This is a genomic window from Acutalibacter sp. LFL-21, assembly GCF_025630755.1.
In the GTDB taxonomy this organism is placed as follows: Bacteria; Bacillota; Clostridia; order Oscillospirales; family Acutalibacteraceae; genus Acutalibacter; species Acutalibacter stercoravium.
The window spans coordinates 19522-43767 of record NZ_JAOTNT010000005.1; the positions used below are offsets into that span (position 1 = coordinate 19522).

Here is a 24246-nt window from a genome sequence, read left to right on the forward strand (position 1 = left end):
CGGCCCTTTCTTCGCTGCTGTCTAGGCAGAGGGGCAGGCTTCACGGCAGGGCGAGCAGACGCCTGCCGGCCTCTACTGCGGCGGCAAAGCACTGGTCCCCCACGCTGCGGCCCAAATGGGGCAGGCCCCTGGCGTCCCAGGCGGGGGCGTCCAGGTTGTCCGCGGCAAAGAAAAATTGGGCGAAGCGCAGCCCGCGGAACTGGGCCACCGCCGCCAGGGAGGCACATTCCATCTCCACACACAGGCATCCCTGCTCCCGGCGGCGCCGCACCTTGCCCCGGGTCTCCCGGTAAAAGCCATCGGTGGTCCAGGTTTTGCCCTCCACGAAGGGCAGGCCCAGGCTCTCCAGGGCCTGCCGGCAGGCGGCCACGCAGGCGGGGTCCAGGGCCACCTCGTCCGCAGGCGGCAGATAGTGGTAGGAGAGCCCTTCGTCCCGGACGGCGGCAGTGGGCAGAATCAGGTGCCCGTCGGTGATCTCGCCCTGCAGCACCCCGCAGGAGCCAAAGAACACAAAGCACCGCCCGCCGTGGGCCGCCAGCTCCTCCATCATGCTGCCGGAGGCGGCCCCTCCCACATGGGGCACGAACAGGGCGAATTCCTGGCCCAAGGCCCGGACCCGGTACACGGGCACCGGGCCGCTGCAGAAGCGCAGGGCCAGGATCTCCTCCCCGCCAAAGCGCTGGAGCAGGCTTTCCACAATGGGCTGGGAGTACACGCCCATGCACATCTGGGGGAAACCGGGAAGGGGGGAAAAGTTGTCCTCTGGGTTGATGACCGCTTTGCGGTCCGGGTCAAAGTCGCTGCAGAGCATGGGGCATGCCTCCTTACAATAAATTTTATCCATTGTATGAAAATGGGCAGGATTTGTCAAGAGGCGGGCCCGGGGATTCCTTGACAATCCCCGCTCTTTCTTCTACAATGGTTTCATCGACCCAGAGGGAGGAGTTCATCATGCCGAAGATTGCCACTTTTTACGACCATATTGTGGACGTGTCCCGCCAGGAGAGCTGCTCTGTGGTAGACGCCCTGAAGCTGGCCCGGGAGCTGGGCGCGGAGGCCGTGGAGGCCTCTGCCAACAACCTTGTGGGCCGGGAGGATGAAATGGGCCAGGAGCTGGCCATGGCGGACCTGTCCATTTCCAGCGTGCCCTCTTATTTCGACTTTGGCCGGGACTTCGATGTGGAGCGGCAGGCGCTGCCCATTTTAGAGGCCGCCCAATACCTGGGGGCGGACCGGCTGCTGGTCATCCCCGGGTTTTTCCAGGAGGGGGATTCCCCCGAGGAACGGGAAGCCCAATTGGAGGGGATGGTGGAAGGTGTCAACCGGCTGGCAGACTTGGCCGCGGGCTACGGGCTCTCTCTGGTGATGGAGGAATACGACAGCGAGGCCGCCCCCTTTTCCTCGGCGGCGGGGGTGCGGTATTTCCTGGACCGCTGCCCGGGGCTTGCCTGCGCCTTCGATACGGGGAACTTCCGTTTTGCCGGGGAGGACCTTTTAGAGGCCTATGACCTGCTGCGGGACCGGGTGGCCCACGTCCACCTGAAGGACCGCTCCTTTGTCCAGCGGAACGGAGAGGGCCCCAAAGTGGCCATGGACGGCACACCCCTGTACCCCTGCCCTGTGGGCGGCGGGGACCTTCCGGTGGCAGAGGTGGTCTCCCGGCTGAGGCGGGATGGATATGGCGGCATTTACACCATTGAGCATTACGGCGCCAGCAGCGCCCTGGATTACCTGCGCCGGTCCATTGACTGGGTGAAGGAGCAGCTGGGGATCTAAACTGGAGAGAGGGAAAGCGGCCCTGATTTGGGGCTGCTTTTTTGTGGCCGTGCCCCGGAAAAAAGCCTTTCCTTTTCCCATGAAAAGGAGTACTATAGGAAAGGCTTTTCAAAAAATCCGTTGCGAGGTGTAGAGCATGGCCGTGGAAAACGACCTGGGAAGAGATAAAATCAGCCGGCTGGTGTGGCGCATCGCCATCCCCAGCATGCTGGGGCAGTTTGTCAGCGTGCTGTACAGCATTGTGGATAGGATGTACATTGGCAACATCCCCGAAATTGGGGACGTGGCCCTGGCCGGCGTGGGGGTGTGCGGCCCCGTGGTGACCATGGTGGGCTCGGTGGCGGTGCTGGTGGGTGTGGGCGGTGCGCCCCTGGTGAGCATCCGCATGGGCGAGGAGGACCTCTCCGCCGCCAAAAAGGTGCTGGCCAACTGCTTTTTGATGCTTCTGGTGTTCTCGGTGCTGCTCATCGGGGGAATTCTCCCCTTCCGGGAGCCCATGCTGCGGCTGTTCGGCGCCAGCGACGCCACCTACCCTTTTGCCGAGGAGTACTTTACCGCCTACTTGTGCGGCACCTTCTTCGCCTTGGCGGCCAGCGGCTTAAACCAGTTCATCATCTGCCAGGGCTTTGCCAAAATCGGCATGGCCTCGGTGATGCTGGGCGCGGCGCTGAACATCGTGCTGGACCCGGTGTTCATCTTCGCCCTGGGCATGGGCGTGCGGGGGGCGGCCATCGCCACGGTGATTTCCCAGGCGGCCAGCGCGGCCTTTGTAATTCTCTTCCTCTTCGGCAAGCGGGTGCAGGTGCCCATCACCTTTGGCGGCTATGACCTGCGGGTGATGGGCCGGGTGCTGGTGATGGGCTTCACGCCCTTCCTCATTGTGGCGGTGGACAACGTGATGATTATTGCCATGAACGCCATTTTGCAGCGCACCGGCGGTGCCGATGGGGACATGCTGGTCACCTGCAACACCATTGTGCAGAGCTTTATGCTGGTGGTCACCATGCCTTTGGGGGGCATCAGCGGCGGCACCCAGGGGATTCTGGGCTTTAACTACGGCGCCCGCCAGGTGGACCGGGTACGCCAGGCCCAGAAGTACATTGTGGGCCTGTGCGTGGGCTACACGGCCCTGCTGTTTGTGCTGGCCCGGGTGGCGGGGCCTCTGTTTGTGCGGCTGTTCACCCAGGACCCCGAGCTGGCCCAAGAGGCCTTTGACGCGATCAAGGTCTGCACCCTGGCCATCATCCCCCTGGGAGTGCAGTACGAGCTGGTGGACGGCTTTACGGGTATCGGCCAGGTGCGGTTTTCCCTGCCCCTGTCCTTCTGGCGGAAGCTGGTGTACTTTGTAGCCATCTTTGCCCTGCCCGCGGCTTTTGGGGCCCGGGCCGCTTTCTACGCCGAGCCCCTGTCCGACATCCTGGGCCCGGCTGTGACCATCGTGGTGTATTTCCTGGCCATGGGGAAGATTTTGCGGGAGCGGGCCGTGACTGGCCTGAACAATTCGTACCAAGGGGGTCTTGGTCCCCAGTGAGGACCGTCCAGGACCGGTCTCCGCTGCCGCGTCGGTTGGTGATGGACGCAGCCCACTGGGCTGCATCACCCGAGCCGGCAGGCGAGACCGGTGCGCTCACGCCTGATTGAGAGGGAAGAACACGTCCGCGCCAATGGTTTTGCTTTGGGCAAAGGGGCGGTTCGCGCCCCGTCCCGCGGCATGGGTCCAGCGTTACGCTGGTCTTTGCTTCTTTCTTTCAAGAAAGAAGAGCAAAAAAGAGAAGGACCGTCCTGCTGGACGGCCCTTTCTTTCTGCTCTTTTTGGTTTTACAGCATGGTGATCACATGGCGGGGGCAGGCTTCCACGCACTGGCCGCAGGCAGTGCATTTCTGCGGGTCCACCTGGGCCAGGCCGTTCTCCACGGTGATGGCGCCGAACGGACAGGTGCGCATGCACTTGCCGCAGCCGATGCAGCCGATCTTGCACACGGCCATGGTGCCCTTGGCCTTGTCGCAGCTGGAGCACCGCACTACCGCCTGCTTTTTCAGGGGCACCAGGGAGATGATCCCCTTGGGGCAGGCGGCTACGCACTGGGAGCAGCCCTTGCACTTTGCAGGGTCCACCTGGGCCAGGCCGTTGCACACGGTGATGGCCCCGTACTCGCAGGCCCGCTGGCAGTCCCCCAGGCCCATGCAGCCAAAGCGGCAGCTGGTGACGCCCCCCATGAGGAAGGCCGCCGCCGAACAGCTTTGAATGCCGTCGTAGAGCATCTTGTCGGTGGTGTTGTCGTAGCTGCCCAGGCAGTGGACCAGGGCGGTTTTGTACTCCATTTCCACCTCGCCGCCGCCCAAAAGCTCCGCGCACTTCTGGGCCACCTCCGCCCCGCCGGGAGAGCACAGGCCGGGCTTGGCTTCGCCCTTGGCCATGGCCGCTGCGTAGCCGGGACATCCCGAGTACCCGCAGGCGCCGCAGTTGGCCCCGGGGAGGATCTCCTCCAGCGCTTCGGCTTTTTCATCCTTGGGCACCGCCATGACGATGGAGGCCACCGCCAAGATTACGCCGGCCAGCAGGCCGATGATGCCCACAATTAAAATGGGAGTGAGTATTTCCATATCCGCGCCCTCCCTTTACAGCAGGTTGTCGACCACGCCGTTAAAGCCCAGGAAGCTTACCGCCACCAGGGAGGCGGCCACCAGGGTGATGGGCAGGCCCTTAAAGGTTTCGGGAATGTCACAGTTCTCCAGGCGCTCCCGCACGCCGGCAAAGAGCACCATGGCCACCAAAAAGCCGATGCCCGAGCCAAAGGAGTTGACCAAGGACTGCAGGTATCCAAAGGTGGGGTCCTCCGCGCCCTTTTCCAGCACCAGCATGGTCACGCCCAGCACGGCGCAGTTGGTGGTGATCAGCGGCAGGTAAATGCCCAGGGCGTTGTACAGCGGGGGCATGTATTTGCGCAGGGCCGTCTCCAGCAGCTGCACCAGGGCGGCGATGACCAGGATAAACACGATGGTCTGCAAATAGCCCAGCCCGTTGGGCACCAGCAGGTAGGTGTACAGGGGCCAGGTCACCGCGGTGGAGATGACCATTACCACGGTGACGGCGCAGCTCATGCCCACGGCGGTGTCCAGCTTTTTGGAGACGCCCAAAAAGGGGCAGATGCCCAAGAACTTGTTCAAAACGTAGTTTTCCGTCAAAATGGCCGCCAGGAAAATGGCCACCAGTTGTTTGATCGTCTGTCCATCCATCAGTGTGCGGCCTCCTTTCCGTGGTCCTTCTCACTCAGTTTGGAGCAGGAAGCTGCCAGGGGGCAGTGGGCGCAGCCCGTGGATTCCGGCGCCTTGCCCTCTTCGGAGAGCTTGCCCGCCAGGGCCACCAGCATGCCGAACACAAAGAACCCGCCGGGAGGCAGTAGGAAGATAATGATGGGCTCCATAAAGTTGGAGAGGATGGGGATGCCGAACACCGTGCCGGCCCCCAGCAGCTCCCGGATGATGCCCATGGCCAGCAGGGTGGCGGTAAAGCCCACGCCCATGCCCAGGCCGTCCAGCAGGGAGGGGAGCACCTTGTTCTTGCTGGCGAACATCTCAGCCCGGCCCAGGATGATGCAGTTGACCACGATCAGGGGCAGGAACACCCCCAGGGCGTCGTCCAGGGCGGGGGAGAAAGCCTGGATGAACAGCTGCACAATGGTGACGAACCCCGCCACAATGGTGATGAACGCCGGGATGCGCACCTTGTCCGGGATGACCTTCCGCAGCAGGGAGATAACCCCGTTGGAACACACTAGCACAAAGGTGGTGGCGGCCCCCATGCCGATGGCGTTGGAGGCGGCGGTGGTCACTGCCAGGGTGGCGCAGCAGCCCAGCACCAGCCGAAGCACCGGGTTTTCCTTGATGATGCCCTTGGTGAACTCGTGGAGCAGGCCGTTCTTCTTCTTTTCCACGGTCACGCGCCTCCTTTCACTTCATAGTATTGCTCGATGGCCTGGTTGACGGCGTTGGTCACCGCGGTGGAGGTGACGGTGGCGCCGGTCATGGCCTCAATCTGCCCCTGGCTGGGCGCCTGGTACTTGATGACTGAAAGGCCGCCTTCCGGGGCGGGCTGCAGGTACTGGTTCAGAAAGTCGGGCTTTTCGGCGTTGGCGCCCAGGCCGGGAGTCTCATCGTGGGAAAGGATGACCACGCCGGTAATGTTCCCTTCCGCGTCAATGCCGGTCATCACGCTGACCGTTCCGCCGTAGCCGCTGGCCTCTGTCTCAAACACATAGCCCACGGTCTGGCCGCCGGCGGTGCCGGCGTAGTAGGCCCCGTCCTCTTGGCTCTCAAAGGCTTCCGCCGCCGGGAGCACAATCTTCCGGGAGGCCTCGGCGTTTTCCGCGGCTAGCTGGGCAATGCGGTCCTGGGTCACCAGGTTGGTGCCCGCCAGGGCGGCGGAGACCACTACGCAGATGATGAACAGCACGGCCGTTGGCTTGAGGACGCTTTTAAAATCCAGCTTCATTCCTTCGCGCCCCCCTTCCGGACTTTTTTCGGGCTGCCAAATGCCCGGGGCTTCACATACCGCTCAATCAGGGGGGTGAGAATGTTCATCAGGATGATGGAGTAAGAGACGCCCTCTGGCAGGGAGCCAAACTCCCGAATGACCATGGTCAGGGCACCGCAGCCAATGGCGAAGATCACGCGGCCCCAGAAGTACAGGGGGCTGGTGGTGTAGTCCGTAGCCATAAAGAAGGCCCCCAGCAGCAGTCCGCCGGAGAGCAGGTCGAACAGGGGGTCCCGGCCGAAGAGGGCGGAGAACACCGCCGCCGTGGCCAGATAGGTCACGGGGATGACCGGGCTGATGACCCGGCGGGCGATGAGGTAGGCCCCGCCGATCAGGATGGCCAGGGCGCAGGTCTCGCCCAGGCAGCCCCCGGTGTTGCCCAAAAACAGGTCCAGATAGGAGGGCAGCTCCCCGCCGCCCTCCTTCAGAATGCCCAGGGGGGTGGCCGTGGTCACCGCGTCGGCGGTGGCGGCGTAGTCAAAGGGCTGCACCCAATGGGTCATCCGGGAAGGGAAGGAGTTGAGCAGGATGATGCGGGCGGTCAGGGCGGGGTTGACAAAGTTCTGCCCAATGCCGCCGAACATCTGCTTGACCACGATGATGGCCGCCGCGCAGCCGAACACCGCCATCAGCGGGTTCAGGGTGACGGGCAGGTTCAGGGCCAGCAGGATGCCGGTGACCACGCAGCTCAGGTCCCCCACGGTCTGGGGGCGCTTCATGACTTTGCGGCACAGGTACTCAAAGAGAATGCAGGCGGCCACGCAGGTCAGGATCAGCGCTGCCGCCCGGATGCCGAACAGGATGACCGAGGCGATCATGGCTGGGGTTAAGGCGATGATCACATCCAGCATGATGTTCTGGGTGGTCCTCCCGCCGTTGAAGTGGGGGGAGGATGAGACGATGAGTTTTTCCATTTACTTCTTCCCTCCCGCTTTTCTCACATAGCTCTTGCCCAGCCGGATGGCCTGGACCAGCCTTCGGCCCGCCGGGCAGGAGAAGGAGCAGCAGCCGCACTCCATGCAGGTCATCACATGCAGGGACTGCAGGGCTTCTACGTCCTTGCGCTCCGCGGCCTGTTCCAATTTGGTGGGCATCAGCTGCATGGGGCATGCGGCCACGCAGCGCCCGCAGCGGATGCAGGCGGTGGGCTGGCGCAGGGCAGCCTCCCGCTCATCAAAGGCCAGGATGGCGTTGTTCTGCTTTAAAATGGGCAGCTCGTCGCTGGTGATGGCCACGCCCATCATGGGGCCGCCCATAATCAGCTTCTTGGGCTCTGCCTTATAGCCGCCGCAGAAAGCCACCACATCCTTGATGGGGGTGCCCACCGGCACAATGACGTTTTGGGGATGGGCAATGGCAGAGCCGTCTAGGGTCACCCGCTTCAGGGTCAGGGGCATGCCGGTGCGCATGTAGCTTGCCAAAAAGGAGATGGAGCCAATGTTCATCACCAGGCAGCCCACGTCGGCGGGCAGCTTCCCCTCGGGGACTTTCCTTCCCGTACAGGCCTGCACCAGGACTTTCTCGGCGCCCTGGGGGTAGCGGCTCTTCAGGGGCAGCACCCGCACCTGGTCCAGGGGGTCCCGCTGGGGGTCGCCGGCAATCTCCGAAAGCCTTTGGATGACGTCGGGCTTGTTGTCCTCCACGGCGATGAGCACCCGCTGTACCTCCAGAATCTCCTTGACCTTATAGATGCCCTCCAGCACGTTTTTGCCGTTCTCCAGGGCCTCCCGGTGGTCAGAGGTGACGTAGGGCTCGCATTCCGCCACGTTGACGATGAGGGTGTCGATCTGCTTGCCTTCAGGGACATTCAGTTTGACATGGGCGGGAAAACCTGCCCCTCCCAGGCCCACCAGCCCAGCGCTGCGGGCCGCGGCGGCCAGCTCCTCTTTCGTGGTGATGGCCGCAGGGGGATAGATGGCAGGGTCCTTTTCCATTTTTCCGTCAGAGCGGATGACCACCGCCTGGGTCATCTGTCCGCCGGTGAGCATGACAGTGGTGAGCTCCTCCACCGTGCCCGAGACGGAGGCGTGCACCGGTGCGGATACATAAGCGTCGCTGTCGCCTACCACAGTGCCCACAAAGACCGTGTCCCCCTTTTTTACAGTGGGGACACAGGGGGCGCCAAGATGCTGCTGCATGGGCAGGATGACCCGTTCCGGGGGCGGCATGGTGGCAGTGGGAAGCTCCCATGTATTCTTGTGGTGGGGCACCGCCGCTCCGCCGTGAGTGCGGAAGGGATGCTTTGGAAATTCCATGATGATACCAGCCTTTCCTATGGTTCGGTCAACCAGGCTTCCTCTTAAAAATGGAAGAAGCTTGTACCACAATTCATTGTAACCGAAAACAAGGGAACTCGCAAGATAAATAAAAAATTGTCAAAGACCTGTGGTATAATAAGGGTATCTTCCCGATACCGCGGGAAAAAACCGTGGGGAAAAATTTTTTCTCCCCCCCGTGAATGAAACGACCGTCTTGGTTCGTATTCCCCATAGAAAGGCCCGCAAGGGGCCGGAATATAAGGAGGAATTTTCCATGAAAAAGCTGTTTGCCCTGCTGTTGGCCCTGATGTTGGTGCTGAGTCTGGGAGGAACCGCTGCCCTGGCCGCGGGAGGCCGCCATGGACAGGGGATGGGCCGCGGCCGCCAGGCCCAGAACTTTGTGGACGCCGACGGCGACGGAGTCTGCGACCGCTGGACGGAGGGCCGTGGCCAGAACTTTGTGGATGCCGATGGCGATAGGGTCTGCGACCGCTGGACGGAGGGCCGCGGCCAGAACTTTGTGGACGCCGATGGCGACGGGGTCTGCGACCGCTGGACGGAGGGCCGTGGCCAGAACTTTGTGGATGCCGATGGCGACGGGGTCTGCGACCGCTGGACGGGCTGCCGGGGAGGCCGCAGCGTGGGCCGCTGGGCCTGCCTGGGCCAGAAAGTGTAAGGCGCTGAGTTTTTATTGAAAAGGGGGAAGGGGAGTGAGAAGCGAGGAGGAGGTCCGCCGGGCGCTGGACGCCTATGGCGACATGGTGTGGCGGGTGTGCATGGTGCACCTGAAAAACCGGGACGACGCCCAGGACATCCTGCAGAACGTGCTGCTGAAGTTTGCCCAGCACACCCGTCCCTTCCAAAGCCCAGAGCACGAAAAGGCCTGGGTGCTGCGGGTGGCCATCAACGAGAGCCGTGACCTGCTGCGGGACGCTTTCCGCAGCCGCTCCGCCCCGTGGGAGGAGGTGCTCTCCCAGCAGGGCCAGCCGGTGGAAGAGGAGTACCGGGAGCTTTTGCGGGCGGTGCTCTCCCTTCCCCCCAAGTACCGGGACGCGGTGTACCTCTATTATTATGAGGGCTACCGGGCCGCTGAGATTGGAAAGCTGCTGGGAAAAAACGTCAACACAGTCTACACCCTGCTGGAGCGGTCCCGCAAGCTCCTGCGGGACCAGTTGGAAGGAGGCGGCAGTCATGGATGAACAGGTGCGCAGAGCCTTGGACCAGCTGCGCCCCCCTGAAGCTGTGAAAGCCCAAGCCTGGGAGGGGGTCTCCCAAAGGCTGGGGCGCAGGCGCAGGCCCGCGCTGCGCTGGGCAGCGGCCGCAGCGGCGCTGGCGGTGTTCCTGATGACGGCAGGAGGCTGGGTGTACTTCACTCCCACAGTTTACCTCAGCGTAGAGGCGGGCCCCGCCTGGGAGCTGGGGGTGAACCGGTTTGGCACCGTGGTGGCAGTGGAGCCTGCCTCCCAGAGCGCCTGCCTGTGGCAGCCCTACCGGCAAGCGCTGGAAAAGCTCTTAAATGGGGCGGAGGAAGCCTCTGTGACGGTGACGGGAAAGGATGCCTCCCAGTGCCAGGCGGTCCTGAGCCAGGTGGAGGAGGACACCGCCGGGGAAAACGTGGCCTGCCAGTCCGCGGACTGGGAGGAGCGGCAGGCCGCCCAGGCGGCGGGCCTGCCCCTGGGGAAGTACCGGGTCTATGCGGAGATCGCCGCCCTGGATGGGGCGTTCACCCCCGAAGAGGCCCAGTCGATGACCATGCGCCAGCTGTGGGACCTGCTGGAGGAGCTTTCCGGCCAAGGCCAAGCCCCTGCCCAAGAGGAGGGCGTGGAAAGCCAGCCCACGGAGGAAAGCGCCTCCCCAGGGCAGGGGAAGGGCGGCCACGGCCAGGGCCAGAACGGAAAAGGCTATGGCCGCCAGCGAGGGAAAAGGGAAACACCATAAAAGAGAGGGAAGGCCCCGGGGCCTTCCCTCTCTTTCTACAGGTATCTCTGGCTCGTTTACTTTTGGCTTTGCAGGGGCTGCGGCTGCTGGGAATCCGGGCTTGGGGCCGTCTCCCGCTCTTTGCGCACCATTTCACGCCAGATGGTCAGCAGCATGGTGATGTAGCAGGCCCCGCCCCCGATGAAGTTGGAAATGGGCTCTGCCAGGAACACACCGGTCACTCCCAAGCCAAAGAGATAGGGGAGCAGCAGCGTCAAAGGCGTGACGATAATCACCTTGCGGAACAGGGAGAAAAACACCGCCTGTTTGGAGCGCCCCAGTGCCACGGCGGCGCTTTGGCCGGCCATTTGCAGGCTCATCATAAAGAAGCCGAAGAAGTAGATGTGCATGCTGGGAACAGCGGCCTCCCGCAGGGCCTCTTCGCTGGAGAACAGGCCGATAAAGAACCGGGGAAACAAAAGCAGCAGCAGCCACACCGCGGTGGTGTACACCACGCAGACAACCGTGGTGAACAATATGCCCGAGCGCACCCGCCGGTACTTTTGGGCGCCGTAGTTAAAGCCCATCACCGGCTGGGCGGCGCTGGTCACGCCGTTAATGGGGGTGGAGACCACCTCCCGCACCGAGTTGAGAATGGTCATCACGCCCACATACAGGTCCCCGCCAAAGGCCTGCAGGGTGGAGTTGCAGGCCACCTGCACAATGGAGTTGGTAATGGCCATGACAAAGCTGGAGAAGCCCAGGCAGAGGATCTGCCACACCAGCCTGGGGTTCAGCTTCATGGCGGGCCGCTCGATGCGGATGAGGGCCTTCTTCCCCCGCAGGAAGGAAACCGCCCACACCGCCGAGAGGAACTGGGAGAGGATGGTGGCCAGGGCAGCCCCTTGCACCCCCATGCCAAACACGAAGATAAAGATGGGGTCCAGCACAATGTTGGTCACCGCGCCGATGAGCACGGTCATCATGCCCTTGCGCCCAAAGCCCTGGGCATTGATGAACTGGTTCATACCCAGGCTGATCATGACGAATACGCTGCCGCAGATGTAAATGGTGATGTACCCATCCGCGTAGGGATAGGTCACGTCGCTGGCGCCAAAGGCGTAGAGCAGGGGCTTTTTGATGAGCAGGATCACCGCCGTCAGCACCACGCCGGTGCCCACCAGCAGGGAAAAGGTGTTGCCCATAATCTGCCGGGCCTTGTCCAGGTGGCCCCGGCCCCGCTCGATGGAGAACAGGGGAGAGCCGCCCATGCCGAACAGGTTGGCAAAGGCCGTGACAATGGAAATGATGGGGAACGTAAGGCCAATGCCCGTCAGGGCGTCCGCGGCGGCGTTGGGAAGGTGGCCAATGTACATCCGGTCCACCACGCTGTACAGCACGTTGATGAGCTGGGCCACTGTCATGGGCAGGGCCAGCCGCAAAATGTTGCTGGATACGCTGCCTTTGGAAAAATCGCTGGCTTGGGTGTTGGTCATGGGCTGCATCCGTTCCTTTCTGGGGGAAGTTTGTTGCTTTATCAACTATTTTACAGGAAATCCCCCCAAGATGCAAGCGGCGGTCCCAAAGTGCCCCGCATCCAAAAAGTGCGGGGGCAGCCCGCTCCCTTTTGTCTACAATCAACTAAGGGAGGGAGGGGCGGCAAAAACCCAGGTTTTTGGCCAAATTCGGGCTTTTCAAGCGGGCTGTTTGGTGCTATAATAAATCGGTTAATGTGAAACGAGCGCTTTGTGAAATTGGAATGCGAAAAGGCCTGGAAGCGCCCCCGCGGATTCAAAAAACCAGGCACTCCGCAGAAAGGAACGATGGGATATGGCAAAGAGAGAAGATTTGCGCAACGTGGCCATCATCGCCCACGTGGACCACGGCAAGACCACCCTGGTGGACCAGCTGCTGCGGCAGAGCGGCGTGTTCCGCCAGAATGAGGCTGTGGCCGAGCGCGTGATGGATTCCGGCGACCTGGAGCGGGAGCGGGGCATCACCATCCTCTCCAAAAATACCGCCGTGATGTACAACGGCATCAAGATCAATATTGTGGACACCCCCGGCCACGCCGATTTTGGCGGCGAGGTAGAGCGGGTTTTGCAAATGGTGGACGGCGTGCTGCTGCTGGTGGACGCCTTTGAGGGCTGTATGCCCCAGACCCGCTTTGTGCTGAAAAAGGCCCTGGCCCTGGGCAAGAAGCCGGTGGTGGTGCTGAATAAAATCGACCGGCCCGGCGCCCGTCCCGCGGAAGTGGTGGACGAGGTGCTGGACCTGTTCATCGAGCTGGGCGCCAACGACGACCAGCTGGAGTTCCCGGTGTGCTATGCCTCCGCCCGGGAGGGGTACGCCAGCCTGGAGGCGGACAAGCCCGGCACCGACATGACCCCCCTGCTCGAGATGATCGTCAACGAGATCCCCTGCCCTGAAGGGGATTTGGAGGGCCCCACCCAGGTGCTGTTCTCCAATATCGACTACGACGACTATGTGGGCCGCATCGGCATTGGCCGGGTGGAGCGGGGCACCATCCAGGTGGGCCAGACCGTCACCATCTGCGGCGGCGCCGAGGACCACCACCAGAACGCCCGCATCACCAAGCTCTATCAGTTCGAGGGCTTAAAGCGGGTGGAGCACCCGTCCGCCAGCCTGGGGGACATCATCGCCGTGTCCGGCATCGCGGACCTGAACATCGGCCAGACCGCCTGCGCCACCGACTGCGTGGAGCCCCTGCCCTTTGTGAAGATCGACGAGCCCACGGTGTCCATGCTCTTCATGGTGAACAACTCCCCCTTCGCCGGGCGGGAGGGCAAGTATGTCACCTCCCGGAACCTGCGGGACCGCCTCTTCAAAGAGGTGGAGACCAACGTGGCCATGCGGGTGGAGGAGACCGACTCTGCCGACACCTACAAGGTCTCTGGCCGGGGCGAGCTGCACCTGTCTATCCTCATCGAGCAGATGCGCCGCCAGGGCTATGAGTTCCAGGTGTCCCGGCCCTCCGTCATCTACCACCAGGACAAGGACGGCAAGCGTCTGGAGCCCATGGAGCTTTTGATGATCGAGGTGCCCGACAACTATGTGGGCGCCGTGATGGAGAAGATCGGTTCCCGCAAGGCGGAGCTTTTGAACATGGGCTCCCGTGAAAGCGGCACCACCCACATGGAGTTCAAGATCCCCGCCCGGGGCCTGATGGGCTACCGCTCGGAGTTTTTGACCGACACCAACGGCAACGGCATTATGAACCATGTGTTCGACAGCTACGAGCCCTACAAGGGCGACATCCAGCAGCGGGTGCAGGGCTCCATCATCGCCCACGAGACGGGCGAGGCCACGGCCTACGGCCTGTTCTACGCCCAGGAGCGGGGGCGGCTGTTCATCGGCCCTGGCGTGGAGGTGTACGAGGGCATGATTGTGGGCGCCAACCCCAAGACGGAGGACATCACCGTAAACGTGTGCAAGAAAAAGCACGCCACCAACACCCGCGCCGCCGGTTCGGACGACGCGCTGAAGCTGGTGCCCCACTCTCAGCTGAGCCTGGAACAGTGCTTGGAGTTCATCGCGGAAGACGAGCTGGTGGAAGTGACGCCTAAGAGCATCCGCATGCGCAAGGCGATCCTGTCCAAAGAGCTGCGGATGAAGCAGGCCAGCAAGAAGAAATAACCGGCGCGTGGCCGCGCAGGACATGACGCGGCGGGTGACCCCGCGGGACAAGTCGCGAACGGCGGTCCGTGGCCGGACTGGACATGACGCGAACGGCGCTTAAAGGCGCCGGAGCTGGCTGAGGGCCGCTGGCCCAAAAGCCCGCGCCCAGTGCCTGGGCACTCAATTCGCGCACGCCGCTTTAGGGCGGCGAACAAGCGGCCCGCGCTTGGGTTTGGGAGAGACAAGTAAAAGTTTTGCCAGCTTTTTCAAAAGCTGCGGGTTGTAGGGCGGAGCCCTACGATCTCGGGGTTGCAAGGACCGTAGGTCCTGCCTTCCCCTATTTCCAAAAAGGGGGGACGTATGTCCCCCTCTTGGGACAGCACAAAAGCCGTTGTCCCAGGGCTTGAGAGAGGGAAATGATGAAATGCGGCAAAAAGCCAGGTTTTATGCGGGCTTGCGCACTTCATCATATGATGCAGAGCGGGCCAAAAACACTTCGCACTTCATCATATGATGAAATGCGGAAAACCCAGGTATTTCCTAGCTTTTTCAGCGCTCTGAATCATTTTGTGATCTCAAGTAGGGCCGGGATCTCAAGCAGGGCAAAGGGAAAAGCCGCCCGGACCGGCCACGGACCCAAGCGCGGGCCGCTTGCCAGCCGCCCTCAGAAAACCCCGCCGCCCCAAAGCGGCGGTCTCGGCTGCCGCCTCGGTCGGTCCTGAACGGTCCCCACCGGGGACCAGGACCGCGACTTGAGTGCCCAGGCACAGGGCGCGGACGTGCGCTGGCTGTCAGCACAGGCGCGGCCGTAGCCGCCGGTCTCGGCTGCCGCCTCGGTCGGTGTTTAACGGTGCCCACTGGGCACCAACACCCCAAAGCGCGACTTGTCCAGTCCGGTCACGGACGGCTTGAGAGAGGGAAATGGCACTGTTGGGCTCAAACCCGCATAAAACCTGGGTTTTTGAACTGTGCCACTTGGCACTGTTCGGCATGATTTGGCGTACTTTGTAGCTTTAAATTGATAAAGTTTATTTCCAGTTAAAAAATATCCTTTCTCTGAACAGTGCCATTTCCCGTTGAACTGTGCCACCTGGCACTGTTCGCAAACCCGCATAAACACTGGGTTTTTCGCCAACAGTGCCAAGTTTTCATCGCAAGCCGTGGGGGCACCGGAAAGGCGCTTCCCTCTGAGAAAGATCGATACGTTCTAAAAAAGTTAGAAGCGCCCGGGCAAGGGGAAGAAAATGTTTCCCCGCCTGCGGCGCGAACGTGAGCTAATCGTTTGCACAGGCGTGAGCGTAGCTCACCGCCCCAGGGCGCGAATTGCCAGGGGTGCAACCCCCGCGAACGCGAGCTAATTGTTTGCACGGGCGCGAATTGAGAGCCCAGGCACTGGGCGAAAGGAGGCCTCCGGTTGGACATTGTCATTTTAGACCTGGAGTGGAACGGCACCTACAGCCGGCGGCTGAAGGGCTATATCAATGAAATCATCGAATTTGGCGCTGTGAAGTGCGGCCCGGACCTTTCGGAGAAGGCCACCTTCTCCTGCTTTGTCAAACCCCAGGTGGCAAAGCACATCAGTTCTACCATCTCCACCCTTACCAGCATCACGGATGAAACCTTGACAGGGGGGGCCACCTTTATGCAGGCGGTCAGCCGGTTCAAGCGCTGGGCTGGGGACTGTGTGGTGATGACCTGGGGCACTTCAGATATTTTAACCCTCATTGAGAACTGCCGGTACTTCAGCGGGGATGAGCATGTGCCCTTCCTCTCCCGCTACTGCGACCTGCAGGTGTTTGCCCAAGACCGCATGGGCCTGGGGCGGCGGGAACAGGTGGGCCTCTCCAAGGCGGCGGAGCTTTTGGGGCTGGATGTCTCTGGCATGGAGCACCACCGCGCCCTGGATGACAGCCGCATGACCCTGGAGATCCTGCGGAAGATCTACGACCCCGGGGCCATCGCCCCCTATATCGACCTGTGCGACCGGGAGTTCTACCGGCGCATCACCTTTAAGACCACCTATATCTGCGACCTGCGCAGCCCCCTGGTGGAGAAGAGCCACCTGCGTTTTCCCTGCCCCAGGTGCGGCCGGGAAAGCCGCCGCCTGACCCGCTGGAACGTGAAGAACAAGAGCTTTCGGGCAGATTTCCGCTGCACATGCTGCGGCCACCTGTTTGCCGGAAGGCTCACCATCAAGCAGAAATATGAGGGATTGACTGTGAACAAGAAAACATTTCCCCTGCCGGATATCCAAGCCCCCCGACAGGCTGCCCCCGGACCCCTGGGGAATATGGAGCTCACCCTGCCCCAGGGCGTGGGGGTGCTGCGTTTTTCCGCCTGGAAGGGATTGGAGGGCGTGAACCACGCCTTTACCACCCGCGTGGGCGGGGTCAGTGAAAATGAGTTCGCCGCCATGAACCTGGGCTTTGGCCGGGGCGACGAGCCGGAACGGGTGGAGGAGAACTACCGCCTGTTCTGTGCCGCCGCCGGGTTTGACCCGGACTCTTTAGTCTGCGGCGCCCAGGACCACCACATCAACATCCGCCGGGTGGAGAAGGCCCAGCGGGGCATTGGCATTTGGCGGGAAAAGGATATGGAATCTATCGACGGCCTGTGCACCAATGACCCTGGCGTCACCCTGGTCATCTACTGCGCCGACTGCGTGCCCCTGTACTTCTACGACCAGGAGCACCGGGCCATCGGCCTGGCCCACGCGGGCTGGCGGGGCACCGCTATGGGCATGGCGAGAGCGATGGTGGAGCGCATGGCCCAGGAGTTCGGCAGCCGCCCGGAGGAGCTGCTGGTGGCCATTGGGCCCTCCATCGGCAAGGACTGCTTCGAGGTGGACGAGCCCGTGGCGGCGGAGTTCCAAAGGCTGCCCCAGTGGGACCTGTTTGTGGAGGGCCCCCAGCGGGAGAAGTACCACGTGGATTTGTGGGAGTGCAACCGGCAGTTCCTCCTTTCCGCCGGCGTGAAGGAGGAGAACATCGCCGTGGGCCAGGTGTGCACCATGTGCGAAAGCGACTTGATCTTCTCCCACCGGAAGACCAGGGGCCAGCGGGGCAGCAACTGCGCCATGCTGGCGCTGCAGGGATGAAGTCCTGCCGCCTGTGCCCCCGAAACTGCGGCGTGCCCCGGGAAAGCGCCGGGTCGGGCGTGTGCCGCAGCGGGGAGAGGATGCGCATTGCCCGGGCCGCCCTCCACTTTTGGGAGGAGCCTCCCATCAGCGGCGCCCGGGGCAGCGGGGCGGTGTTTTTCACCGGCTGCCCTCTGGGCTGTGTGTTCTGCCAGAACGGGCAGATCAGCCGCGGGCCCGTTTCGGGGCGGGAGGTCACGCCCCAGGAGCTGTCCGGCATCTTTTTTGACCTGATCGGCCAGGGGGCCCACAATATCAATTTGGTGACCCCCACCCATTTCGTGCCCCAGGTGCGCCAGGCGCTGCAGGTGAAAAAGCTGCCCGTGCCTGTGGTGTACAACACCTCCGGCTACGAAAAGGTGGAGACCCTGAGATCCCTGGAGGGCCTGGTGGACATCTACCTGCCCGACTACAAATACGACGGCCCGGACCTGGCGAAGCAGCTCTCCCACGCGGAGGACTATCCCCAGGCGGCCCGGGCGGCCATCCGGGAGATGGTGCGCCAGGTGGGGCCGCCCGTTTACGGGGAGGACGGCCTGATGAAGCGGGGGGTGCTCATCCGCCACCTCATCCTGCCGGGCCACACCAGGAACTCCATTGCCTGCCTGGGCCGCATCCGGGAGGAGTTCCCCGGTATCCCCGTCAGCCTGATGGCCCAGTACACCCCCTGCGGGGACCTCTCCCCCTTCCCGGAGCTGCAGCGGGCCATCACCCGCCGGGAGCAGGAAAAGGTGGAGGACGCCCTCTTTGCCCTGGGGCTGGAGGGCTTCACCCAGGAACGGGCCGCCCGGGGGAAGCAGTTCATCCCGGACTGGAACTTATAACGCTGCCCCGGCGGGCAGCAGCCCTTTGGAAAAATGCCGGGCCGGTTTATCGGCGCGGCTTTTCTTTCACAGGAGGAAAGGAGGACCTTCCATGCTCTCTGTCACACTGTATTCTTCTCTGGAAAAGCTCCTTCTGGGGCGTCGGGTCGAGGCCCCCTCCCTTGGGGGGATGAGCTGCCTGGGGGGCGAGGAATTTGCCTTCCAGGCGGTTTTGCAGGCGGACGGCTGGGGCATGGCCCCGGTGCGGGTCACGGTGGATTCCCCCTTGAAGGACAGCATCCAGGTCTTTCAGGTGGGGCAGGTGCCCTGCGCCCTGCCGGCTTATCCCGGCCGCGGGGATGAAAACTACCTCACCACCCAGCCGGGGCTGTTCCCGGACCCCCTGCTGCCCCTGGAGGAGGGCCGGGTGGAGGTGAGCTCCTTTTTCCCCACGGCCCTGTGGGTGAACGGGAAGGTTCCCCAGGGCTTCCCCGCCGGGGAGTACCCCATCACCCTCCGGCTGGAGCAGGGCGGGGACCGGGTGGAGCGGACGTTCTCCCTGCGGGTGCTGGGGGCGGACCTGCCGCCCCAGCGGCTCATCTATACCCAGTGGCTCCACGGGGACTGCCTGGCCACCTACTACGGCGTGCCCGTCTATTCGGAAGAGCACTGGCAGCTGTGGGAAAAGTACCTTGCCGCCGCGGCGGAAGAGGGGATGAACATGGTGCTCACCCCCATTTTCACCCCGCCCCTGGATACGGAACCCGGCACGGAGCGGCCCTGTGTCCAGCTGGTGGGCGTGGAGAAAACAGGGGAGAGCTACCGCTTTGACTTCTCCCTGCTGGAGCGGTTCCTCCAAATGGCCCGGCGCTGCGGCGTAGAGCGCTTTGAGATGGTCCACCTCTTCACCCAGTGGGGGGCTCAGGCCGCCCCGGCCATCTACGGCAGGGAGGAGGGGGTGTGCCGCCGCCTCTTCGGCTGGGACACCCCGGCGGCTTCCCCAGAGTACGCGGGCTTTCTGCGCCAGCTGCTGCCCGCCCTGACGGCCTTCCTGCGCCAGCAGGGCCTGGAGGGCAAGGCGGTGTTCCACATCTCCGATGAGCCCTCTCAGGAACATCTGGATTCCTACCGCCGGGCCAAGGAGCTTGTCAAGCCCTACCTGGGGGACTTCCCCCTGTACGACGCCCTCTCTGACCCGGCGTACTACGACAGCGGCCTGGTGGACCACCCTGTGGCTGCCACAGACCACATCGCCCCCTTTTTGGAGCGCCAGGTCCCCGGGCTGTGGGCCTACTATTGCTGCGGCCAGGGGGTGGACGTGGGCAACCGGTTTTTGGCCATGCCCTCCGCCCGCAACCGCATCCTGGGCTGGCAGCTGCACAAATACCGGCTCTCCGGTTTTCTCCACTGGGGGAACAACTTCTGGTACAGCCAAAATTCCCGCCAAAGGCTGGACCCCTGGCGTGTTACGGATGGCGGCGGGGCCTTTCCCGGCGGGGACCCCTTCTCCGTGTACCCGGGGAAGGAGGGGCCCATCCAGTCCCTGCGGATGAAGGTCTTCCACCAGGGCCTGCAGGACCTGCGGGCCCTGGAGCTGGCCCAGCGCCTCACCGGGGAGGACCCTGGCGGGCGGGTGATGCCGGGGTATGAGACCATGACCTTTGCCCGCTATCCCACACAGGCGGCAGAGGTGCTGGCCGCCCGGGAGAGCCTGAACCGGCTCATCGGGAAGCAGATTTCCGCCTGAGCGGGACGGCGAAGGAAAGGGCCCTCTGGGGGCCATCCAAACGAAAGGAGCGTTACAGATGATCCATCAACTGTTTGATTTTATCCAGTGCTCGCCCACGGCCAGCCACACGGCGGCCACCGTGCGGGCCATGCTGGTGCAGGCCAGCTTTACCCAGCTTTTGGAGTCCCAGCCCTGGGACCTGCAGCCCGGCGGCCGGTATTACACCACCCGGGGCATGAGCTCTCTCATCGCCTTCCAGGTGCCCAAGGCGGACTTCCACGGGTTCTCCGTCATTGCGCCCCACGGGGATTCCCCCTGCTTTAAGGTGAAGGAGTCCCCGGAGCTGCGGGTGGACGGCCAGTACACCAAGCTGAACACCGAGGTCTACGGCGGCATGCAGCTGGCCCTGTGGACGGACCGCCCCCTCTCTGTGGCGGGGCGGCTGGCGGTGCGCACGGAGAACGGCGTGAAGGGCGTGCTCTGCGACATCCGCCGGGACCTGCTGCTCATCCCCGGGGTGGCTATCCACATGAACCGGGGCGTCAACGAGGGCGTTAAGCTGGACCTCCAGAAGGACACCCTGCCCCTGCTGGGCGGCAGCCAGGCAGAGTTGAAAAAACTGGTGGCGGAAAACGCCGGCGTGGCCCCGGAGGACATCCTTTCCTGGGACCTGTACCTGTACAGCCGGGCCCAGGGCACGGTGTTCGGGGCGGAGAAGGAGTTCATCGCCGCGCCCCGCCTGGACGATTTGGAGTGCGTGTTCGCCGCCGCTAAGGCTTTTCTGGCCGGGGAAAACCGGGAGAATGTCACAGTGCTCTCCCTCTTTGACAACGAGGAGACCGGCAGCCTCACCCGCCAGGGGGCGGACTCCCCCTTCCTCTCCGAGGTGCTGGAGCGGATCTCCCTCTCCTGCGGCAAGAGCCGGGAGGAGCACCTGCGGGCCATTGCCAGCGGGTTTATGCTCTCCGCGGACAACGCCCACGCCGTCCACCCGGACAGCCCGGAAAAATCCGACCCCACCAACCGGTGCTACTTAAACGGCGGCGTGGTGGTCAAGCACAGCCCCCGCTACGCCAGCGACGCCCTGACCGCGGGCCTCTTCCAGCGCATCTGCCAGAAGGCCGGGGTGCCGGTGCAGGTGTACTACAACAACTCCAAGATCCCCGGGGGCGGCACCCTGGGGAACCTGTCCGGCTCCCACGTGGCGCTGCCCACTGTGGATATCGGCCTGGCCCAGCTCTCCATGCACTCCCCCTATGAGACGGCGGGCGCCAAGGACCTGGACTACATGGTGTGGGCCATGCAGGCCTTTTATGAGAGCGTCATCACCCAGACCGGCCGGGAGGAATACGCCATCCAGTGAGAGGCAGTTACAGGAAGAAATAAGAAAAATTTGATGGATTTTTTATAAATTTCTGCAAACTGCTTTGGCGTATAGACCCTAGTTTTACCAATTTGTTGTGAAAATTCCCCCGGAAAGGACTTCCCTTTTTCGGGGGAATGCTTTATACTGGTAGAAGAAGGATGAAGTGTTTTCTGTAAAGGAGGAAGCTGTATGCTGCATGGCAGGCCGGAAAAGGACTGGGCCCAAAGCGCCGTGTTCTATCAAATCTATCCCATGGGGTTCTGCGGGGCGCCCTTTGAAAACGACGGGGTGGCGGTGAACCGCATCCAGAAGGTGAAGGAGTGGATTCCCCACCTGGAGAAGCTGGGCATTGGGGCCATCTATTTCTCCCCGGTGTTTGAGTCGGACACCCACGGCTACGACACCCGGGACTATACAAAAATCGACTGCCGCCTGGGCACCAACCAGGATTTTAAGGAGGTCTGCGAGGCCCTTCACCAGGCGGGCATCCGGGTGGTGCTGGACGGGGTGTTCAACCATGTGGGCCGGGGCTTCTGGGCCTTCCAGGACGTGAAGGAAAAGCGGGAGGCCTCCCCCTATAAGGACTGGTTCCACATCAACTTTGGAGGCAACAGCGGCTACAACGACGGCTTCTGGTACGAGGGCTGGGAGGGCCACTACGAGCTGGTCAAGCTGAACCTGCAAAACCCGGCGGTGGTGGACTATCTGCTCTCTTGCGTGGGCTTCTGGATGGAGGAGTTCTCCATCGACGGCCTGCGGCTGGACGTGGCCTACCTGTTGGATGAGAACTTTATGCGCCGCCTGCACCAGTACACCAAGAGCCGGGACGAGGGCTTTTTCCTGGTGGGGGAGATGATTCACGGGGACTACAAGCGCATCGTCAACGATGATATGCTGGACAGCGCCACCAACTACGAGTGCTACAAGGGGCTGTACTCCGCCTTTAACTCGTTAAATATGTTCGAGATCGCCCACTCCCTGGCCCGGCAGTTCGGCCCGGAGCAGTGGACCCTCTACAAGGGCATGCACCTGTTCTCCTTCTGCGACAACCACGACGTCACCCGCATTGCCAGCATCCTCCAGGATAAGAAGCAGATGAACGCCTTGTACGCCGTGCTGTTCTGCATGCCGGGCATCCCCTGCGTGTACTACGGCAGCGAGTGGGGGGCAGAGGGCGAAAAGCACCAGGGCGACCCCGCTTTGCGCCCCTGCTTTGAAAAGCCCCTGGAGAACGACCTGACGGAGTTCCTGGGCAAGCTCAGCCGCATCAAGAGCAGCTGCGTGGCCCTAAAGGACGGGGGCTTCCAGAACCTGACCCTGCGGAACAAGCAGTGGATCTTCGTGCGCCAGTGCCCGGCGCAGACCGTCATTGTGGCGGTGAACGCCGAGGAGAACCCCTGCCAGATGGAGTGCGCCTATAACGGCCCCACGGTGGAGCTGCTCACCGGGGAGAAGACGGATTTGCACGGCACCGTGGAGCTGCCCGGCTATGGGGTGAAAATCTATAAAATGGGATGACCGCGAAGCGGCGGAAAAGTTTTTGGTCCAGCTTTTTTCAAAAAGCTGGCGGTTGGTAAGGCGGAGCCTTACGGCCTTAAAAGCAACGCCATGCGTTGCAAAAAAGAGACCAGGGACAAGGCCGCACGCGCCCGTAGGGCGATAGGCCGCCGTCCCGGCCCAGTTGGCAGCAAGTTACCCCATCAAACACAAGGAAAGCCCCCAGGCTGTTGCCCAGGGGCTTTTTGTTGTGGGCGTTACGGGTTGTACACCACCCCGTCCTGGGCGGTCCAGAGGAGGGTGCATTGGTCTTCCAGGTGATTTCGCACATAGTCCCTGTCCCAGGCTTTCCAGGCCGGGCCGGTGTAGAAGTACACCTGCGTCACATCCCCGCCAGGAAAGAGGCTTTCCGCTGAAGACCGCATGGCTTCCATTGTCTCTTCATCCTGCTCTTCAATCCACGGGATGCTGCCATACCGCAGCTCCGATTCCAGGGTCAGGGGGGTGTAATAGTCAGAGACCTGCTCCTCCTTCCAGGAAAGGGTCCCCTGGAGAAAGTGGGTGAGGGGGTCCGCCAGGCAGTAAATAGAGTTCAGAACCACAATGGTGCCGCCGGTTTCCGAGCCCTCTTCGGCGGCAAGGTGTAAGCCGCCCAGGCCCCCATAGTCGGGTTGGAGGCCGACCACCAGGCGGCCGGTCTCCTCCTCTACGGAGACAGAGTGGACGGACTCGATGGGTCCCCCCATAATGGGAAGGTGTAAAAACAGGTAGCCGCCGTAGCACAGGACAATGGTCACAGCCGCCACAATGGCCGCCACGATCACCCGCTTTTTCCGCAGGACCTTTTTCACCTTGGCGAGGCCCTCCGCCTTCTGCTCCTCCTTTCCCGGGACGGGGAGGGGCAGGGGCAGCAGGTTTGCCTGCAGCTTGTGGAACTCCTCCTGGCAGGCGTCGCAGTCCTTCAGGTGCTCTTCCACCAGGGCGGCGGTCTCCGGGGAGCAGACGCTGTCGTGGTACAGGGGCAGCAGGTCACGGATGACATTGCAGGGGACTTTCATTCCAATTCCTCCTTTATCTTCATTCTCGCCCGGTGATAGGTGACCCGGGCCCAGCTCTCGGTCTTTTCAAACAGCCCGCCAATCTGGGCGAAGCTCAACTCCCCAAAGGTGCGCAGCCAGAACACCTCCCGGTAGGGTTCGGCCAGGCGGTGGAGCACCTGGTGGATCTTCAGGGCGTCCTCCTTGTCCCCCAGGCGCTGTTCCAGGTCGGCGGGGTCGGGCCAGTCCTCCTCCAAGGGGGCAGACCGTTTTCGCTTTTTGAGAAGGGAGAAGTAGGTGTTCTTGGCGATTTGGCACAGCCACACCTGCAGCCTGCACTCCCCGTGGAAGGAGTCGATGGCCTTCAGCGCCTTGAAAAAGGACTCTTGGGTCACCTCTTCTGCCATGTGGGGGTCGTGGGTCAGCTTTAGGCAGTAGCCGTACACCTGGTCGTAGTACTCCGCGTAGATGCGCTCGAAATCGTCCATCTCCTCACCCCTCTCCGTCTATAGGACTCCCTGCCCCTGGTTTCGTTACAGGAAATTTCCCTTTTC

At 62.6% G+C, this 24246-nt stretch carries 21 protein-coding genes; 11 read left to right on the forward strand and 10 right to left on the reverse strand.

Translation table 11 applies throughout. From position 1 onward, the window contains the following. Positions 1-40: 40 nt before the first annotated feature. The gene (locus ODJ80_RS07200) at positions 41-811 is read right to left on the reverse strand and encodes a nucleoside phosphorylase (protein ID WP_263041546.1); all 771 of its coding nucleotides are present in this window, start codon (positions 809-811) and stop codon (positions 41-43) included. Between the two features lie 140 nt (positions 812-951). Between ODJ80_RS07200 and ODJ80_RS07205 the strand changes: the two genes are divergently transcribed. Next, on the forward strand, positions 952-1776 hold the full coding sequence (locus ODJ80_RS07205) for a sugar phosphate isomerase/epimerase family protein (protein ID WP_263041547.1): 825 nt from the start codon (positions 952-954) through the stop codon (positions 1774-1776). 136 nt (positions 1777-1912) lie between these two features. Continuing rightward, entirely contained in the window at positions 1913-3307 is a 1395-nt protein-coding gene (locus tag ODJ80_RS07210; RefSeq protein ID WP_263041548.1) for an MATE family efflux transporter, read from the forward strand. A gap of 287 nt (positions 3308-3594) precedes the next feature. Here the strand turns inward: ODJ80_RS07210 and ODJ80_RS07215 are convergent, their stop codons facing one another. The 6 genes from ODJ80_RS07215 to rsxC are packed head-to-tail and all read right to left on the reverse strand — an operon-like array spanning position 3595 to position 8565. Further along, positions 3595-4380, reverse strand: a complete 786-nt coding sequence (locus tag ODJ80_RS07215; RefSeq protein WP_178865174.1) for an RnfABCDGE type electron transport complex subunit B — start codon at positions 4378-4380, stop codon at positions 3595-3597. Positions 4381-4395: 15 nt separating this feature from the next. Beyond that, on the reverse strand, positions 4396-5013 hold the full coding sequence (locus ODJ80_RS07220; RefSeq protein ID WP_263041549.1) for an electron transport complex protein RnfA: 618 nt from the start codon (positions 5011-5013) through the stop codon (positions 4396-4398). Beyond that, positions 5013-5711, reverse strand: a complete 699-nt coding sequence (rsxE, locus tag ODJ80_RS07225; protein WP_178865173.1) for an electron transport complex subunit RsxE — start codon at positions 5709-5711, stop codon at positions 5013-5015. Before rsxE ends, ODJ80_RS07220 begins: the two co-directional genes overlap by 1 nt. Before the next feature lie 2 nt (positions 5712-5713). Next, positions 5714-6268, reverse strand: coding sequence for an RnfABCDGE type electron transport complex subunit G (locus tag ODJ80_RS07230; protein WP_178865172.1), 555 nt, complete (start codon positions 6266-6268; stop codon positions 5714-5716). Beyond that, entirely contained in the window at positions 6265-7224 is a 960-nt protein-coding gene (locus tag ODJ80_RS07235) for an RnfABCDGE type electron transport complex subunit D (RefSeq protein WP_263041550.1), read from the reverse strand. Before ODJ80_RS07235 ends, ODJ80_RS07230 begins: the two co-directional genes overlap by 4 nt. Next, a complete protein-coding gene (rsxC, locus tag ODJ80_RS07240; protein WP_263041551.1) occupies positions 7225-8565 on the reverse strand; it encodes an electron transport complex subunit RsxC in 1341 nt (446 codons plus the stop codon). A gap of 277 nt (positions 8566-8842) precedes the next feature. Between rsxC and ODJ80_RS07245 the strand changes: the two genes are divergently transcribed. From ODJ80_RS07245 to ODJ80_RS07255, 3 genes are read left to right on the forward strand one after another with little or no spacing between them, the layout of a single operon-like run. Beyond that, on the forward strand, positions 8843-9244 hold the full coding sequence (locus ODJ80_RS07245) for a hypothetical protein (protein ID WP_263041552.1): 402 nt from the start codon (positions 8843-8845) through the stop codon (positions 9242-9244). 34 nt (positions 9245-9278) lie between these two features. Continuing rightward, positions 9279-9767 carry an RNA polymerase sigma factor gene (locus ODJ80_RS07250; RefSeq protein ID WP_178865168.1) on the forward strand — a complete coding sequence of 163 codons (489 nt, stop codon included), beginning with the start codon at positions 9279-9281 and terminating at the stop codon, positions 9765-9767. Next, the gene (locus ODJ80_RS07255) at positions 9760-10506 is read left to right on the forward strand and encodes a hypothetical protein (RefSeq protein WP_263041553.1); all 747 of its coding nucleotides are present in this window, start codon (positions 9760-9762) and stop codon (positions 10504-10506) included. Before ODJ80_RS07250 ends, ODJ80_RS07255 begins: the two co-directional genes overlap by 8 nt. 56 nt (positions 10507-10562) lie before the next feature. On the opposite strand, the gene ODJ80_RS07260 is transcribed toward ODJ80_RS07255, so the two are convergent. Beyond that, a complete protein-coding gene (locus tag ODJ80_RS07260) occupies positions 10563-11981 on the reverse strand; it encodes an MATE family efflux transporter (RefSeq protein WP_263041554.1) in 1419 nt (472 codons plus the stop codon). Between the two features lie 334 nt (positions 11982-12315). Between ODJ80_RS07260 and typA the strand changes: the two genes are divergently transcribed. The 6 genes from typA to ODJ80_RS07290 all read left to right on the forward strand — a co-directional run bounded on the left by typA (position 12316) and on the right by ODJ80_RS07290 (position 22676). After that, positions 12316-14142 carry a translational GTPase TypA gene (typA, locus tag ODJ80_RS07265; protein WP_263041555.1) on the forward strand — a complete coding sequence of 609 codons (1827 nt, stop codon included), beginning with the start codon at positions 12316-12318 and terminating at the stop codon, positions 14140-14142. Between the two features lie 1396 nt (positions 14143-15538). Next, positions 15539-17221, forward strand: a complete 1683-nt coding sequence (pgeF, locus tag ODJ80_RS07270) for a peptidoglycan editing factor PgeF (RefSeq protein ID WP_263041556.1) — start codon at positions 15539-15541, stop codon at positions 17219-17221. Continuing rightward, a complete protein-coding gene (locus tag ODJ80_RS07275) occupies positions 17218-18084 on the forward strand; it encodes a radical SAM protein (RefSeq protein WP_263041557.1) in 867 nt (288 codons plus the stop codon). Before pgeF ends, ODJ80_RS07275 begins: the two co-directional genes overlap by 4 nt. A gap of 91 nt (positions 18085-18175) precedes the next feature. After that, positions 18176-19810, forward strand: a complete 1635-nt coding sequence (locus ODJ80_RS07280) for a DUF4091 domain-containing protein (RefSeq protein ID WP_263041558.1) — start codon at positions 18176-18178, stop codon at positions 19808-19810. A gap of 58 nt (positions 19811-19868) precedes the next feature. Further along, entirely contained in the window at positions 19869-21155 is a 1287-nt protein-coding gene (locus tag ODJ80_RS07285; protein WP_263041559.1) for a M18 family aminopeptidase, read from the forward strand. 192 nt (positions 21156-21347) lie between these two features. Continuing rightward, entirely contained in the window at positions 21348-22676 is a 1329-nt protein-coding gene (locus ODJ80_RS07290) for an alpha-amylase family glycosyl hydrolase (protein ID WP_263041560.1), read from the forward strand. 236 nt (positions 22677-22912) lie between these two features. Here ODJ80_RS07290 and ODJ80_RS07295 read toward each other — a convergent pair whose 3' ends face one another. Together ODJ80_RS07295 and ODJ80_RS07300 are read right to left on the reverse strand one after the other, a co-directional pair. Beyond that, positions 22913-23713: a zf-HC2 domain-containing protein gene (locus tag ODJ80_RS07295; RefSeq protein WP_263041561.1), complete on the reverse strand. Its 801-nt coding sequence runs from the start codon at positions 23711-23713 to the stop codon at positions 22913-22915. Then, the gene (locus ODJ80_RS07300; protein WP_263041562.1) at positions 23710-24180 is read right to left on the reverse strand and encodes an RNA polymerase sigma factor; all 471 of its coding nucleotides are present in this window, start codon (positions 24178-24180) and stop codon (positions 23710-23712) included. Before ODJ80_RS07300 ends, ODJ80_RS07295 begins: the two co-directional genes overlap by 4 nt. Between the last annotated feature and the right edge of the window lie 66 nt (positions 24181-24246).